The organism is Acinetobacter sp. FDAARGOS_558 (genome assembly GCF_003937785.1).
Lineage (GTDB): Bacteria > Pseudomonadota > Gammaproteobacteria > Pseudomonadales > Moraxellaceae > Acinetobacter > Acinetobacter baumannii.
Map to the genome: position 1 here is coordinate 508,061 of NZ_RKJH01000001.1, position 15,782 is coordinate 523,842.

Annotated in this window: 12 protein-coding genes; 4 read left to right on the forward strand and 8 right to left on the reverse strand. The window is 39.1% G+C overall.

Annotation, left to right across the window (positions count from 1 at the left end; translation table 11 throughout):
• From clpA to argC, 4 genes are all read right to left on the reverse strand, one after another.
• The gene (clpA, locus tag EGT34_RS02370) at nt 1-2,277 is read right to left on the reverse strand and encodes an ATP-dependent Clp protease ATP-binding subunit ClpA (RefSeq protein WP_000952702.1); all 2,277 of its coding nucleotides are present in this window, start codon (nt 2,275-2,277) and stop codon (nt 1-3) included.
• A 9-nt stretch (nt 2,278-2,286) separates the two neighbouring features.
• On the reverse strand, nt 2,287-2,700 hold the full coding sequence (gene clpS / locus EGT34_RS02375) for an ATP-dependent Clp protease adapter ClpS (protein ID WP_001260033.1): 414 nt from the start codon (nt 2,698-2,700) through the stop codon (nt 2,287-2,289).
• A gap of 9 nt (nt 2,701-2,709) precedes the next feature.
• Nucleotides 2,710-3,468 (reverse strand): DUF6776 family protein, encoded by a 759-nt coding sequence (locus tag EGT34_RS02380; RefSeq protein WP_085940527.1) that lies wholly within the window; start codon nt 3,466-3,468, stop codon nt 2,710-2,712.
• Between the two features lie 75 nt (nt 3,469-3,543).
• On the reverse strand, nt 3,544-4,599 hold the full coding sequence (gene argC, locus EGT34_RS02385; RefSeq protein ID WP_000558172.1) for an N-acetyl-gamma-glutamyl-phosphate reductase: 1,056 nt from the start codon (nt 4,597-4,599) through the stop codon (nt 3,544-3,546).
• Nucleotides 4,600-4,781: 182 nt separating this feature from the next.
• Between argC and EGT34_RS02390 the strand changes: the two genes are divergently transcribed.
• Nucleotides 4,782-6,302 carry a hypothetical protein gene (locus tag EGT34_RS02390; RefSeq protein ID WP_024437555.1) on the forward strand — a complete coding sequence of 507 codons (1,521 nt, stop codon included), beginning with the start codon at nt 4,782-4,784 and terminating at the stop codon, nt 6,300-6,302.
• On the opposite strand, the gene EGT34_RS02395 is transcribed toward EGT34_RS02390, so the two are convergent.
• The gene (locus tag EGT34_RS02395) at nt 6,299-6,979 is read right to left on the reverse strand and encodes a SprT family zinc-dependent metalloprotease (RefSeq protein ID WP_005110604.1); all 681 of its coding nucleotides are present in this window, start codon (nt 6,977-6,979) and stop codon (nt 6,299-6,301) included. The two genes, EGT34_RS02390 and EGT34_RS02395, sit on opposite strands and share 4 nt — an antisense overlap.
• Nucleotides 6,979-7,650 (reverse strand): ribose-5-phosphate isomerase RpiA, encoded by a 672-nt coding sequence (rpiA, locus tag EGT34_RS02400; protein WP_000061059.1) that lies wholly within the window; start codon nt 7,648-7,650, stop codon nt 6,979-6,981. The genes EGT34_RS02395 and rpiA overlap by 1 nt, the downstream gene beginning before the upstream one ends.
• 101 nt (nt 7,651-7,751) lie before the next feature.
• Here rpiA and ilvA point away from each other — a divergent pair, with 101 nt between their 5' ends.
• The 3 genes from ilvA to EGT34_RS02415 all read left to right on the forward strand — a co-directional run bounded on the left by ilvA (nt 7,752) and on the right by EGT34_RS02415 (nt 11,450).
• A complete protein-coding gene (gene ilvA / locus EGT34_RS02405) occupies nt 7,752-9,299 on the forward strand; it encodes a threonine ammonia-lyase, biosynthetic (protein ID WP_001983729.1) in 1,548 nt (515 codons plus the stop codon).
• A gap of 144 nt (nt 9,300-9,443) precedes the next feature.
• Nucleotides 9,444-10,094, forward strand: coding sequence for a potassium channel family protein (locus tag EGT34_RS02410; RefSeq protein WP_024437556.1), 651 nt, complete (start codon nt 9,444-9,446; stop codon nt 10,092-10,094).
• Nucleotides 10,095-10,112: 18 nt separating this feature from the next.
• Nucleotides 10,113-11,450 (forward strand): TrkH family potassium uptake protein, encoded by a 1,338-nt coding sequence (locus EGT34_RS02415; protein ID WP_024437557.1) that lies wholly within the window; start codon nt 10,113-10,115, stop codon nt 11,448-11,450.
• A 41-nt stretch (nt 11,451-11,491) separates the two neighbouring features.
• On the opposite strand, the gene EGT34_RS02420 is transcribed toward EGT34_RS02415, so the two are convergent.
• Complete coding sequence (locus EGT34_RS02420; RefSeq protein ID WP_024437558.1) at nt 11,492-12,643, reverse strand: phospholipase A; 1,152 nt, start codon at nt 12,641-12,643, stop codon at nt 11,492-11,494.
• 20 nt (nt 12,644-12,663) lie between these two features.
• Entirely contained in the window at nt 12,664-15,603 is a 2,940-nt protein-coding gene (locus EGT34_RS02425; protein WP_024437559.1) for an insulinase family protein, read from the reverse strand.
• Nucleotides 15,604-15,782: the final 179 nt, after the last annotated feature.

The following is a 15,782-nucleotide window of genomic DNA, read 5'->3' on the forward strand; positions in this document are numbered from 1 at the left end:
TTAAGCTGGTTCTGCCGTATGGTGATCTTCAAACACTTCAAGTTTTAGACCCACTGCTTTACCATCTTCTTTCTTCACTGATACCGCCACATTACCGCCATGATCTGCAAGTTCACCAAACAAAATCATTTCAGCTAATGGTTTCTTCAAGTGTTCTTGAATGAGTCGTTGCATTGGTCGAGCGCCCATTAAACGATCATAACCATTTGTCGCTAACCAGTCGCGTGCACTTTGATCGACATCTAAAACTACGCGTTTTTCATCTAGCTGCGCTTGCAATTCTGTCAAGAACTTATCAACTACAGATTCAATCACTGTGGTTGGTAAAGCTTTGAATTGAATAACACCATCTAGACGGTTACGGAATTCAGGTGAGAATGCACGTTTCATGGCTTCTTGGTTGTCCGAACTATGGTCTTGCTCTGTAAATCCAATGCTTGCACGAGAAATACTTTCTGCACCAATGTTCGTCGTCAACACAATAATGACATTTCTAAAGTCTGACTTACGACCATTATTGTCTGTTAATGCACCATGATCCATGATTTGTAATAACAGGTTAAACACATCAGGATGTGCTTTCTCAATTTCATCCAGTAACAATACACAGTGTGGATTTTTATGAATCGCATCTGTGAGTAAGCCACCTTGATCATAACCTACATAGCCTGGAGGAGCACCAATTAAGCGAGAAACAGCATGACGCTCCATATACTCAGACATATCGAAACGAACAAGCTCTACACCTAAAAGTTTTGCTAATTGCTTCGTAACCTCAGTTTTACCTACACCGGTAGGACCAGCAAACACAAAGCTACCAACAGGTTTATCCGGTGATTTCAAACCAGCACGTGACAACTTGATTGCAGAAGCTAGTGCAGTAATTGCTTCATCTTGACCAAATACAACACGTTTTAGGTCACGCTCAAGATTTTCAAGTACAGATTTATCATCTTTAGATACAGTTTTAGGCGGAATACGCGCAATCTTAGAAACGATATCTTCGATGTTTTCTACAGTAATTAAGCTGTCTTCACTTTCTGCTTTTAAACGGCGCTGTGCACCTGCTTCATCAATGACATCAATCGCTTTATCTGGCAAGAAACGATCATTAATAAATTTCGCAGAAAGCTCAACCGCAGAAACCAAAGCTTTGTCGTCATACTGTACATGGTGGAAATCTTCAAACTTCGTTTTCAAGCCACGTAAAATATCAATAGTTTCAGAAATGCTCGGTTCATTTACGTCAATTTTTTGGAAACGACGAGATAACGCATGATCCTTTTCAAATACCTGACGATATTCTTGGAACGTGGTTGATCCAATGCAGCGTAAAGTACCATTTGCTAAAGCTGGTTTGATGAGATTCGAAGCATCCATCGTACTGCCCATACTTGAGCCTGCACCAATGATCATATGAATTTCATCAATGAATAAAATCGCATTCGGATTTTTCTTCAAAGCGTTTAACAATTGTTTTAAACGTTTTTCAAAGTCACCACGATATTTTGTACCCGCAACCAATGCACCAATATCAAGACTGTAAATTTCTGCATGGCTTAGCGGTTTTGGTGCTTTACCATTTACAATGAGCCAAGCAAGGCCTTCTGCAATTGAAGTTTTACCTACACCTGGGTCGCCTACTAACAATGGATTGTTTTTACGACGACGGCAAAGAATTTGTGCTGTACGCTCAATTTCTTTCTCACGACCAATGAGTGGATCAGTTTTACCTTTTTGCGCTTCAACATTTAAATTGAGCGTATAAAGTTCTAATGGTCCGGCATTGCCTGAATTGCTTTCACCCTCAATATCTTCAACTTCTTCTTCAACCTGAACTTCGTCTTTACGTGTCCCATGAGACAAGTATTGAGTTAAAGTCAATCGATTAATCTGATGACGTTTAAGCAGATAAACAGCAAAAGAATCACGCTCTGAATACATTGCGACTAAAACATCCGCACCTTCAACAGTACGGTCACCACCACTCGATTGAACGTGGAAAATTGCACGTTGCAAAATGCGGTCGAAACTTTCTGTTGGATGTGGAGCTTGCTCGCTATTTTCGCCAAGCTTAGGAGTATGTTGTTCTACATATTCTTCTAATTCTTTACGTAAAGAAACAATATCAGCTCCGCATGCTTTTAATGCATTCACAGCCGAATCGTTATCGAGTAAGGCTAATAGTAAATGTTCAACTGTAAGAAACTCATGTCTCTTTTGACGAGCCATGCTAACAGCCAAACGTAATGATACTTCTAATTGACGACTGAGCATGTGACCCCCTTATGCTTTAGGCTCAATCTGGCAAAGTAATGGATGACCTTGCGATCGAGCGTAATTATTAACAAGGTTTGCCTTGGTTTCCGCGATGTCTCTTGGATATACCCCGGCAGTACCTTTACCTTCATAGTGTACTGTTAGCATTACTTGAGTTGCTTGGTCAAGATTCATTGCAAAGTATTGTTGTAAAATTTCAATTACAAAGTCCATTGGCGTGTAATCGTCATTCAATAATACTACTGCATATAAGGGAGGACGCTTGAGTTCGGGAGGTGCTGTTTGCACAACAACCTCTCCGTCATGATCTTCGTTTTGCGAATCACTTAAGCGTGGATTGAAGTGCCAATCGACATAGCCAGACTGCTGAAAAGAAGCCTTAATATCTTTTAAATTTGTTTGACGCTTATTTGTTCGCATATGATGTTACTATTGTGAATTTGCTTCAGCTTGAGGAATTTCTGCAACAAAAGCAGAAGGTGTTTCGACAGGTTTACCACGCTGCCAACTAAAACGCTTAATAACCGGTGTATCAGAACCGCCTGTTAGACGCACTTCAATAAATTGAGGTGTGAACCCCTTAGGCATCGTCCAACGGCCAGTCAAACGCTCAAAATCAGTGAAGTTAAAGTTCTTATCTTCAAGTGGTACCACTAAAACTTCTGTATCTTTAATCAGTCTTATTTCAACTGAACCTGCAGCACGGCGTTTACTCGGGCTAACTTGTACCAGATCAAGCTGATATTCATAAGCATTTTCCGGTAACGGTTTTATCGCCAAATTCTGAATTGTTAAGCTTAAACCACCACGTTGTCTTAAAATTTCACGGTAGATGTTACTCATACCTTCTTGCTGCGTTTTATCAGCATTGGCTTGATTAAGTGCTTCAAACAAATCATTGGCATTTGTAACAGCAACATCACGCTCTTGTACAGCCGCATTCAAACTTTTGTTAACTGCATCTAATGCTGTTTTTTGTTTTTGCACTACCTCAACCAATTGCTCTGCATCTGCATCGTAACCAACAACAGTTAAACCTTGACGGTGCCCAATTGTATAGCCGAGCGCAAAACAACCACTCATTAAAATAGCGGCACCAATAAATAAGGGTTTATTGGTGTTTAAAAATTTTTTCTTTTGCAACGAACTTTCTACAGAAGTCGTCTGTTCCGAGTTTTGCATCGTCATCTCAGTGTTTAAGATCAGAGTCAAGACACACATTTAAATCGAAATTTAAATGTGTGTGAAGCAAAAAAGAGTTTTTTATGGTAATAAACCAATCCCTTGTAAGCCTTCATCTTCATTAAAGCCAAACATAAGGTTCATATTTTGTACAGCCTGGCCAGATGCACCTTTTACAAGGTTATCTTGAGCCGCCAAAATAATGAGTTTATTTGGTTGTGGTTTATACAAAGCAATACGTAATTCATTTGCTCCACGCACGCTGCGAGTTTCAGGTGAACTATTTGCAGGCATGACATCTACAAATTTTTCATTTGCATAGAAGTTTTCATACAAAGCTTGCAAATCTGTTTGTTTACCTGCTTCTGTCAAGTCTACATAAATTGTACTTAACATACCGCGAATCATCGGTACTAGGTGCGGAACAAATAAAAGACCCTCAAAAACATCTTTCTTAGCTGCAATATTTTCCAAAGCTTCTACAATCTCTGGATGGTGGCGATGGCCTGCAACACCATAAGCTTTAAAGTTATCCGCATTTTCACTGTAAATCATGCCCAAACTTGCTTTACGACCAGCACCAGAAACACCGGATTTTGCATCAATAATAATATTCTTTGTTTCAATCAATGCTTGTGCTGATTTTAAAAGTGGAGCCAAGCCCAGTTGAACAGTCGTTGGGTAACAACCCGGATTACCAATGACTTGAGCTTGCTTAATTTTTTCACGATTTAACTCGGTTAAACCATAAACAGAATCTTTTAGTACATCTGGGCAAGCATGCTCCATACCATACCACTTTTCAAATTGCTCAAGATTCTGTAAACGAAAGTCAGCAGCTAAATCAATAACTTTGGTGCCTGCCGCAATCAAATCTTTCGCATGTTGCATCGCAACACCATGAGGAGTTGCAAAAAATACAACATCACATTCTTTTAATGCATCAATGTTTAAATCTGAAAATTGAAGATCTGTATGCCCACGTAAGTTTGGGAACATATCAGCAACTGGTTTGCCCGCTTCTGTACGTGAAGTCAGAACTCGAACCTGCGCTTTTGGATGTCGTAATAAAATACGTAATAGTTCAACGCCTGTATAACCAGTTCCACCAACAATTCCGACAGAAATCACGTGCATTACCTCAAATTTTGAATCTATACTTGCGGTAGTATGACAGGATGTCTAGGCTTACAAAACCATTTCATGCTTGGTAATTTTAATTTTTTTATTTTAAACGATAATTACATAGCACTTGCCGGCCTGTCAGTACCAAACAAATATCAGTAAATAAATACCAAATTTATTTTTGGAGAGCTAGGATGCTTGATCAATCAAAAGAAATAAAAGTGTGCACTTATCTCGGCCTCACCACTTTAATTTTAAGTGTAGCCCTTGTTGGGTGCGGTGGTGGTAGCAGTAGCGGAGGTTCATCTAACACGCCTAAACCGTCTGAACCCACTCCTGAAGTCATGACGGATATTACGCTTAAAACCCCTGTCGAAATGCGCAATGTTCAACTCAAGGTATATGATAATACCGACAATAGTATTTTGATTGATACCCAAGTTGCCAGTTTAACGAGTTACGATATTAAACTTCCAAGCACAAAACTAAATCGTCTTTATCGTGTTGAAGTCACGACCCAAGGCTCATCTCAAGTATTTGATCCAACCAAATCTGAATATCAAAATATTTCTGGTGTTTATCACGCTTTTATTACCCCAAGCTCGATAAGCAATAAAACACAATTGATCAGCCCAAGTTCAGAAGCAATTTATCAACGTGCTGTGATTCGTTCAGGTCAGTTGCCTAATGAGACAATTATCCCAACCCGTATTGAAGAATTACATGTTGACTTAGCCTCTCAAGATGTCTACAGATCTCTTCTTAATGCGTTTAAAGATACCAATATTCCAAGTTTAAGTCCGGCAAGTACGCTTACAATTTTAAATTTATTGAAATACTCAACCACAAAGCCAAGTACTTATGTGGATAGTTATCTAAGCTTTGGTTATCTTCAATATTGGTCAAGCATCCATAATACGAATTCACCTTATCAAGATCTCACCCAAAGTCTCGCTACAGATTTAAAAGATGGATATTTAGACGGCAAAAAACTTATTGGCGACAAAACATCTTTTACCCCTATCTTCACCTCAGCCCCTGATAATATTGATCCAGCAAAAAACACACTTTTAGATATCGCAGCTAATCAAAAGGTAACACGTGATTATTTTGCTACCAATCTAAGAGCAGCCACCTTTAAACTAGCAGATTTGCAAGATCAATCCCATCTAGACCCAATAGGTTATGATCTACTGGACAAGAAACAATATTCGGGGATTATACCTGCTGGTAATACATCTGAATTTTTCCGTATAGATGGTGCGGGAGATTACCGACGTGCTGTTGGCTTTAGTGGTATTACAGCGACCTGCAATGGTTCGGCTTATCCGTGTAAACAAGGTTTAACTAGTATCAATATTTCTGACCCAAAACTACCAGCTACAGACTATTTAGTTGGTCACTATGAAGACAGTACAACAGGCTGCCAACTTAACTTCCGTGCTAATGGTCAAATTGAATTAATTAAAGGCTCTCAAAGCTATCACTCTGCCTTAAGCGCAGATAGTACAGATAACTTACTGCAAACCGACGCTGCAAGTTATAGTTATTTACTTAACTCAAGTTCATCCGAACCTAACAATTCAACACAGCAATATAATTTTATACAGCTACATATTAAAGCGAACAAGATTGTTAGTGCTCAAGCAGGCCTTGATAGCCGCAAAGCACCAGATGTCTTACAAACAACACAATTAGAGTGTAGCTTTAGCTAAGTTGTAACATACCACCATGCAGGCAATGGATTACCTTTTAATTGTCTGCGATGCTGCATATAGTTAGGGTCGAACTTTGCAACTTCGGCCCAAAATGCAGGACTATGGTCGAAGTGTTTGGTGTGTGCTAATTCATGAATGCAAACATAACGGGTAATTTGAGCAGGCATAAGAACCAGACCTGCATGCAGCATAATATTATGTTGACTACTGCAACTTCCCCAACGAGTTTTAGGACGCCGGATTGCACACTCTGCATAACTCAGCTGAGTTTTTTGGCTAAGCTCTGACAAAAGTACTGGCAACTCTTGTTTTGCATAAGCAATAACAGCGTTTTGTAAAGCTTGATAGGGTTGTTGATCTTTAATAAATAAATAACTATTTTCCCAATCAAATTGAAAAATGCGATGTTGCTTCTGCACAACAATTTGAAAAGGCTGTTCTCTATTAAAAAAAGAAATTTTTGAAGGAATTTCAAACGAAGTGGATTGAACGTGGTGCTGTTTATTCCACGTCTCGATTAACCATTGTTCAGACTGAGCTAAAAACTGCTGAATTTGTTTCTTACTACAAAATAACGGCACAGTAAGTCGTATAGACGCAGGCTCAACACGTAAGCGCAATTTTCTTGCCCTTACGTGACGAACAATTTTAATTTCTGGCATTTCCACAGACATTACTGTGCAGTACGCTCTTCAATACCATCATTCGTTGCAACAATTGCAATCGTTGCTGGATTTAACGCAAAAATACCGTTAGTCACAACGCCCGGAATATTATTAATTGTCTTTTCCAAATCAATTGCATTTAAGATGTTCAAATTAAATACATCTAAAATAACGTTTCCGTTATCTGTTACCACACCTTCACGATAAACCGGATCACCCCCTAAGCTTACCAATTTACGAGCTACAGCAGAACGCGCCATTGGAATAACTTCTACTGGTAATGGGAAATCACGACCAAGTTGATCAACCCATTTCGAATCATCAACGATACATACAAACTTTTTAGCAATTGAGGCTACAATTTTTTCACGAGTTAATGCTGCGCCGCCGCCTTTAATCATATGCATGTGACGATCAATCTCATCTGCACCATCAACATAAGCATCAAGGCTACCCACATGGTTCATATCAACCACTTCTATGCCTAATTTTTTAAGACGGTCTGCTGTTGCTTGAGAACTTGCCACTGCTGCTTCTAATTGTAGTTCAGGCAATAAATCAATCAGGAAATTTACAGTACTTCCAGTTCCTACCCCCAAAATGCCACCTTTGGGTAAGTGTTTTAAAGCAGCTTTCGCAGCAGCTTGTTTCTTTTCATCTTGGGTTGCATATAGGCTCATTACATCACTCAACTATTTTTTGACATTTATGCGCCAATAAACGGCGCAAATGCATAAGGGTTTGCTACAATAATTTCCTATTTTAAACTGTTATAGGGAAGATGAACATGCTGTCTCGTGTGGTACGACAAATTTTACAAGCAACGGTTTATGATGTTGCAATTGAAACACCTCTCGAAGCAGCTCCACGAATTAGTCAAAAATTAAACAACACAATTCGTTTTAAGCGTGAAGATTTACAACCGGTTTTTTCTTTTAAATTACGCGGTGCCTATAACCGTATTAGCCAATTACCGAAAGAACAACTTGAACGTGGCGTCATTTGCGCATCTGCCGGCAACCATGCGCAAGGTGTAGCGTTGTCTGGTCAACGTTTAGGTATTCCTGCAATTATTGTTATGCCAAGTACTACCCCTGATATTAAAGTTCAGGCAGTGAAGCGTTTGGGTGGCCAAGTTGTATTACACGGCGATAGTTTTGATATTGCAAACAAATACGCTCAGCAACGTGCCGAAGCTGAAGGATTAGTTTTTATTCCACCTTATGACGACGAGTTGGTTATTGCGGGCCAAGGTACAATTGCGAATGAAATTTTACGTCAATGGCGTGATGTAGAATATGTTTTCGTTGCTGTTGGTGGTGGTGGCCTAATTGCTGGTGTAGCAGCTTACTTAGGTGATGTAGCACCGCATGTCAAAGTCATCGGTGTTGAATATGAAGAATCAGCTTGTTTAAAAGCAGCGCTAGAAGCAAATGAACGTGTAGTATTACCCCATGTAGGCTTATTTGCTGATGGTACAGCAGTTGCTCAAATTGGTGCTTTACCTTTTGATATCGTTCGTCTACGCAAGTCAGATAATTCTGGACCAATTGTTGAACCAGACATTGTTACTGTAAATACAGATGAGATCTGTGCTGCAATTAAAGATACTTTTGATGAAAACCGCAGCATCGTTGAACCGTCAGGTGCGATGGCCCTAGCTGGTATCAAAAAATATGTTGCCGAGCATAAAATTAGCGGCAAAAACATGGTATCGATTGTTTGCGGCGCCAACATGAACTTTGACCGCTTACGTTACATTGCAGAGCGCACCGAATTGGGTGAACAACGTGAAGCAATTTATGCAGTTACTCTTTCTGAAGAAAAAGGCGCATTCTTAGGCTTCTGCCGTGCTCTACAGGGCCGTAACATTACCGAGTTTAACTACCGTGCAAATAACACAGAAGAAGCACAAGTTTTTGTGGGTATTAGTTTAAAAGGTGGTGACACTGAACGTCATGAAATCTTAGAACAACTTAAACAGCAAAATTATGTTGTAGATGATTTATCTGATGATGAAGTTGCTAAATTACACATTCGTTATTTGATTGGTGGTCATGCCAATCTGGATGACGAAAGATTGTTCCGTGTTGAGTTTCCGGAACGTCCAGGTGCCTTACTCACCTTCTTAACTCGTTTAGGTCCAACCCACAATATTACGCTGTTCCATTATCGTAACCACGGCGCTGCTGAAGGTCGTGTACTAGTTGGCTTACAAGCAACAGATGCTAAACAAAACCCAGATGGTTTAATTGAAACTCTTGAGCAAATTAGCTATCCATATGCAGAAATTACTGACAATGTGGGCTATAAACGTTTCTTGAAGTAACCTTTCATTTTGATAAAAAAGCCGGCAAATATGTCGGCTTTTTTATCATTTAAGCTTATTATTTTTTATATTTACATTGCTTCTCTTTATCTCAAAGAAAATATCATTAAAAATAAAGCCCTAACTAAGTATAAAAGGACAACTATGGCACAGTTCGCGGTCATCGGCTTGGGAAGTTTTGGGGCAACTGTTGCTCAGGAACTTACGAGATTAAACCATGATGTTATTGGTATTGATACAGTCAAAAAGAATGTTGAGAATCTTGCCGATGTTTTAACTCATGCTGTCATTGCTGATGCTACAGATGAACATGTATTGGATGAATTAAACATTCAAAATTGTGATGCAGTGGTTGTAGCAATTGGTGAAGATATTGAAGCCAGTATTTTATGTGTGCTGAATTTAAAAAATCTGGGCATTGATAAAATTTGGGTAAAAGCAAAAACCAAAGCACATCATACGATCTTATCTCATCTAAATATCAATAAAATCATTCATCCTGAAGAAGACATGGGGGTACGTGTTGCTCAAGCACTAAACTACCCAATGGTGAGCCGTTACATGTCTTTAGATGATGAGCACTATATTGTAAAAATTGATATTCCAGAGAAATTAAAAGGCATTAATTTGTACGGAATTATGCAACAAGCTCCTCAAGTAAAAACACTTCTTGTAAAAAGACAACAGCAGATTTTATTTGAAACTGAAGAGACTTTTACTTTACAAACGCATGATATTCTTATTTTAGAAGGTCATTTACAGCAGCTAAAAAAACTCTCAAATTGTTTCATATAAGAAAACGAACCAGAAAATATGTCTCTTAAGCCTAAACCGCATAAAACACTAAATTTAAGCCCACCTTCTCTGTTAGCACTGGGCTTTCTGGGCTTTATTGTCTTTGGCACATTATTGCTTAAACTTCCTATTGCCAATAACGGACATGTTAGTTGGATGGATGCTCTATTTACGGCGACCTCAGCAGTCACTATTACAGGTCTATCCGTTTTGAATATTCATGAATCTTTTACACTTTTCGGACAGGTCATTATTTTATTATTGATTCAGTCAGGTGGTTTAGGCTTTATGACTTTTGCCATTTTGGCAGCATTAAGCTTATCTCCTAAAGTTGGCCTTAAACAGCAAATGATGGCTCAAGATAGCCTTGGGCAGACTAGTCTTTCAAAGGTCACTTTTGTGGCAAAAGGTGTTGTTACTTATACACTTCTTTTTGAACTGATTGGAACAGTGATCTTAACTACCGCATTTACACCGATTTATGGCTTTGCTCGAGGACTATATTATGCAGTTTTCTATAGCATCTCATCATTTAACAATGCGGGCTTTTCTCTATTTAACAACAGTTTAGTTAACTTCCAAAGCAACTACCTTATATGTATTACGATTAGTTTGCTCTATACATTAGGTGGACTGGGATTTTTAGTCCTCATGGATATCAAACAAAATAAAAAATGGAAAAAACTTAGCCCAAATAGCAAACTCATCCTAACAACTATTGCGATTATTAATTTAGTTGCCTTTGTATTAATTTGGGTTTTGGAAGCACAAAATCCTCATACCTTAGGTCTGCTCAATGTAGGTGATCAAGCTTTAAATGCGTGGTTTCAAGCGACTGTTCCACGTTCTTCAGGGTTCAATACTATTGATACTGGAGCAATGACCAACAGTAGTTCTTTACTTATGATGCTACTCATGTTCATCGGTGGAGGTTCACTCAGTACTGCTGGAGGTATAAAAGTCGGCACCTTTATCATATTAGTTTTAAGTGTACTTTCCTTTTTAAGACGTACCGATGAAATCAGGGTTTTCAATCACTCCGTTTCTCACGAAACTACTTATAAAGCCTTAGCTGTCACCGCAATTACCAGTATTCTCATATTTATCGGGTTCTTTATTCTTTTACTTTTAGAACCTAAAGCAGACTTTATGAACTTATTATTTGAAGTCGTTTCAGCAGCCTGTACGGTAGGCCTTTCTCGCGGTATCACGCCAGATTTACACAATGGTAGTTTATTTATTTTAAGCCTACTCATGTTTGCAGGCCGTTTAGGCCCCTTAACACTCGCCTATTTAATTGCTACTCCTAAAAAAAGCCGTCTCAAACATCCTCAAGCCAATATTCAAATTGGTTAATAAAAAAGCCGCTGTAAAAGCGGCATTTTTATAGGTCAAACTTAGTACCAGTTCATGAGTGAAACACCCAAACCGGCATAAGTTGCACGATGGTTATAGTCAATTAAGCTTTCACCATAACCATTAAATAATTGGAAGTGTCCGCGCAGCTTGCCACTAATCGGGAAAGCCCAGTCAAACTGAACAGCACCATGAGAATCATCACCACCTTTTAAAGAGTGACGTAGCATTAATGAGAAGTCATTTTGCTTCCACTTATAAAAAGCAGTTAAATCACCACGACCGATGTAATCTTCCATATCTGGATTATTATCATCTTTGCTGTCTTCTTCAATGCGTATCCATGGACGAAGCATTAAAGCAAAGTTACCGCGTTCCAAACCCACATTAAAGATGACACGGTTCCAGCTACGAGATAAAGGATCTGAACGTCCATTTGATTGGTGATTTAAAGTTACCCCAAGCAAACGACCATCTAAGCCAAGCAACTCATAGTTTGTTCTAAACATTAAACTTGCTTCTGGCTCATAGTTCGTTTCACGGAATGGACGAGATTCTTCAGCATTAAAGGTCTGCCAACGTGAAGATTGGGTATAACCCACCCACAAGTCACCATTGTTACCAAAAATATTTTCCCAAGCTTTTGTTTTCAAAGAAATCTGAAATTTACTTTCAGTTGATTTAAGGTTTTGGGCCTCTGTCACCGTATTATTTGGGTTTGGACTACTTGGAAACTCATTTTTATCGCTCGTCCAGAAAACTGGTAGCAAGTAAACAGGTTGATAAGCACGAATATTCCAAACACCCAGTTTGCTTTTTTCAGACAACTCCCAACGTTGATCTAGTAAAGACGTAGTAGGTTCAATTGTAGGTGCTTTACCAATTACTTTGATATTACTTACCTTATCTACAACCTTGTCTTTAAATGTTTCAGGTTGAACAACAGGTTTATCAATTTTTTTAACAGGCTCTGGTACTACTGCGGCTTGAACTACTGGTAAGGCCGATGGTTTAAACACAGCATCATAACAAGCTAGGCGATCAGCATTCGAAGCAAGGGCAACACATGCATCTACACTCGCAGGTTTTACAGGGGCTAAGGTGTCGGCATATGCCACCGACGCACATAAACAGCTAAGCAGGGTTCCCATACTTAGCTGTAAAGATGTGCGTTCAAATTGTCTGAACGCCATGTTCATCTCCAATTTTTATTTTAATTAACTTGTTTGATCATAAAGCCCAGTTGTTGCAATTCATCACGTTTTGCAAAAGGTGCAACGACAGCTTTTACAGGTGTTTGTTCAATTAAATATTGACGCGCAACACGTTGTAAATCTTCTAAAGTTACATGCAATAATCTTTCACGTAATGTACGACGGAAAGTCGGAGTTCTTGCATGCAACAATGCATAACACGCTGTTATTGCTTCACCTGCTGGTGAACCAGGTTTGTCCATACTTGCCACCAGACCAAGAATTGCTTCTTCAAGCTGATGAGGTTGTTGCTCTGTGTTTAACAACCATTGCACGCTCGCTTCAAAATCTTTAAAAGTCTCAGCTAAGCGTGGGTCACGGTAACTAAAGAAACGGAATGAACATGCATTTCCATCATAACTAGCACCACCACCATAAGCACCACCTTTTTCACGGATAGCACTGTGCAAGAAACCATTACGCAAGTAAGCTGCCAATACCATTAGAGGTGCCGCATCTGGATGAGATACTTCCACAGCTTGATATGCAGAGGCACAGAACTGAACATTGGTTTGAATTAACCAAGCTTCATGTTCATTATCATTTTCTTGCTCAACTTGGGTTAACTCAGTCGCTGCTGTATCAACGTTTAATTTATCCCAAACATTTTGTATTTCTTCAACTAAACGCTCTGACTGATGCTCTTCACATACGAGCAGGAACTGTTTAGGTGCTTGCAATAATTTTGTATGAATATGCTTCAATTCAGCAATAAGCGCATCATAAGCAGCATCATCTTGGGTAATTTTAGTAACAAGCTCGCCTAACCAGTTCAACGCACCTAAGCCAGTGTTTTGATAGTCGCGTTGAGCTAACGCACTCATATTACGAGAAGCAATCTGCATTGCATAACTATGACCAGCACCAGATAAACGAGACTGCCAGCGTGTCTTACGTTGCTGCAATAACTCAATGATTCGCTCTTTTTCATCAAAACGAAGTTGTTCAAATGCTAATTTTAATAAATGAATCGCATCGAACTTCTGAGTTAAAGATTTAGTTGTTAAAGTTAACCAAGCACTAATTTTGTCTTTATCATCAACCTTACTGCGTAACGAAGCACCCATTCCCAAACCACCACTTACAGCTGTTTGTAAGTTCTGGAGTTCAAGGTAGTCATACTCACCTGCACCAACTTCACCCATTAAAATAGAGAGCAAATTGAAGTATGGTGATTTAACCACATCATCAGGAATTTGAATAAGGACTTGTTGATAGTAAATACCATTGGTTCCGGCATGATACAAATTCAACGGCGTATCCATTCGATTACAGATAATTTCACGCAATTGACCTTGTACAATATGCAAGTCAGCTGGCACGTCTTCTAGACCTACTTTTGGCAACAGTTCAAGATTATCTGGTGTATCTTGACGTTCTTGCAATGCCTTGGTTTTAGCAATGATCTCTGCTTTATCTTCTTCAGTTAGCTTTTCACCAATCGCAGCTAAACGTGCTTTTTCAGCTTCTTGCTCTTTCGCCGACTTGGTTGCATCCGGTACTAAAATCATTTGCACGCGGTGCGGATTATCTAATAAATGGGTTTGAATCAGGTTAGATAACCACATTGGGTCTTGAAGTTCTTCTTTGACCTGAGCAATGGCACTATCAACATCCCAAATTTGAATCGGATCGTTATGGTGAATCGCACCACTTAAACCATTTAAAATTAGGCTTAAGCCATATGGTGTACCATCACCATTAATTTCACGTTGGTGTAACTCGATTTGATGCAAAATTGCATCAACTAACGATGAGTCAATTGGTTTTGCAGCTACTTCACGTAAAACGTTTAAAACACCATCTCTAAAGCTCTGTGCATGCTCTGGATTTGAACCTTGAACACCACAGTAGAACGTCATTTCAAAGTTACTATCGTCTATACCCATTAAAGGACCAGTCGACTGAGCATAGCCACAAGTTTCTAAATAATGACGAAGTGGTGAAGCTGAGTTTTCGAGTAAAACGCCTTCTACTAAACGCATACCCAGACGAAGTTTAATGTCACTCGCCTGAGGTAATAACCACGACAATACATGGTAAGTTTTGTCCTTTAACTCATCGCCATCAACAGCATAAGTTTCAGTGACTTCAACAGGTGCCGTTAAGCGTTTTTCTGGTTTCGAATATAAAGTTGTACCAGCAGTGAACTTATGTAGAGCCAGTTTTTCAAATTGCTCTTGTAATTCATAGGCGGTTTGGTTACCAAAAGTCATAAATACCGCATTACTCGGATGATAATGGGTTTTATAAAATTCAACCAATTGTTCATACGTTAAGTCAGGAATGTCTTTTGGATCGCCGCCTGAGTTGTAGTGATAAGTGGTTTCAGGGAATAGATGATGAGCCAACTGATGATAAAGCTGATCAGAAGGCGCACTCATTGCACCTTTCATTTCATTGAAGACCACGCCTTTGTATACAGGCTGACCATTTTCAAGTTCAATACGGATACCTTCCTGAGCAAAATCCAGAGGATTCAAATTTGCCGAGAAAGCAGCATCAAGATAAACAGATAATAAGTTTTGGAAATCTTTCTTATTTTGAGTTGCAAATGGATATGCAGTCCAATCTGCTGCTGTAAACGCGTTCATAAAAGTATTTAATGAACGGCGTATCATTAAGAAGAATGGATCACGAACAGGAAACTTTTCAGAGCCACATAAAGCAGTATGCTCTAAAATATGTGCAGTTCCTTTAGAGTCCATAGGTTGTGTTCTGAACGCAACAAGAAATACATTTTCATCATAATCAGTTGCCAAGTGATAATGCACCGCACCTGTGACTTTATGCTTATATTCAGACACTAAAATATCTAATGCTTCAACATGGTGCTGACGTAGCAACTGAAACGCAGGGTGAACAGTTTGAGAAATGGTTTCAGTGACATCTACAGTCATGTGATCTCCTAACATATCGGATAAGTGAATAAGTCTCATTATAGCCTGAGTCGGCTTGAGAATGGCGAATAAAAGCCAAGCAAAACACTATGTTTTTGTTAAGTATTAGTTTTCATAGCCATAGCTTTAATATCAAGCACATAGCCCGCATCGTTGTATCCTATCAGAACAAAACCTTT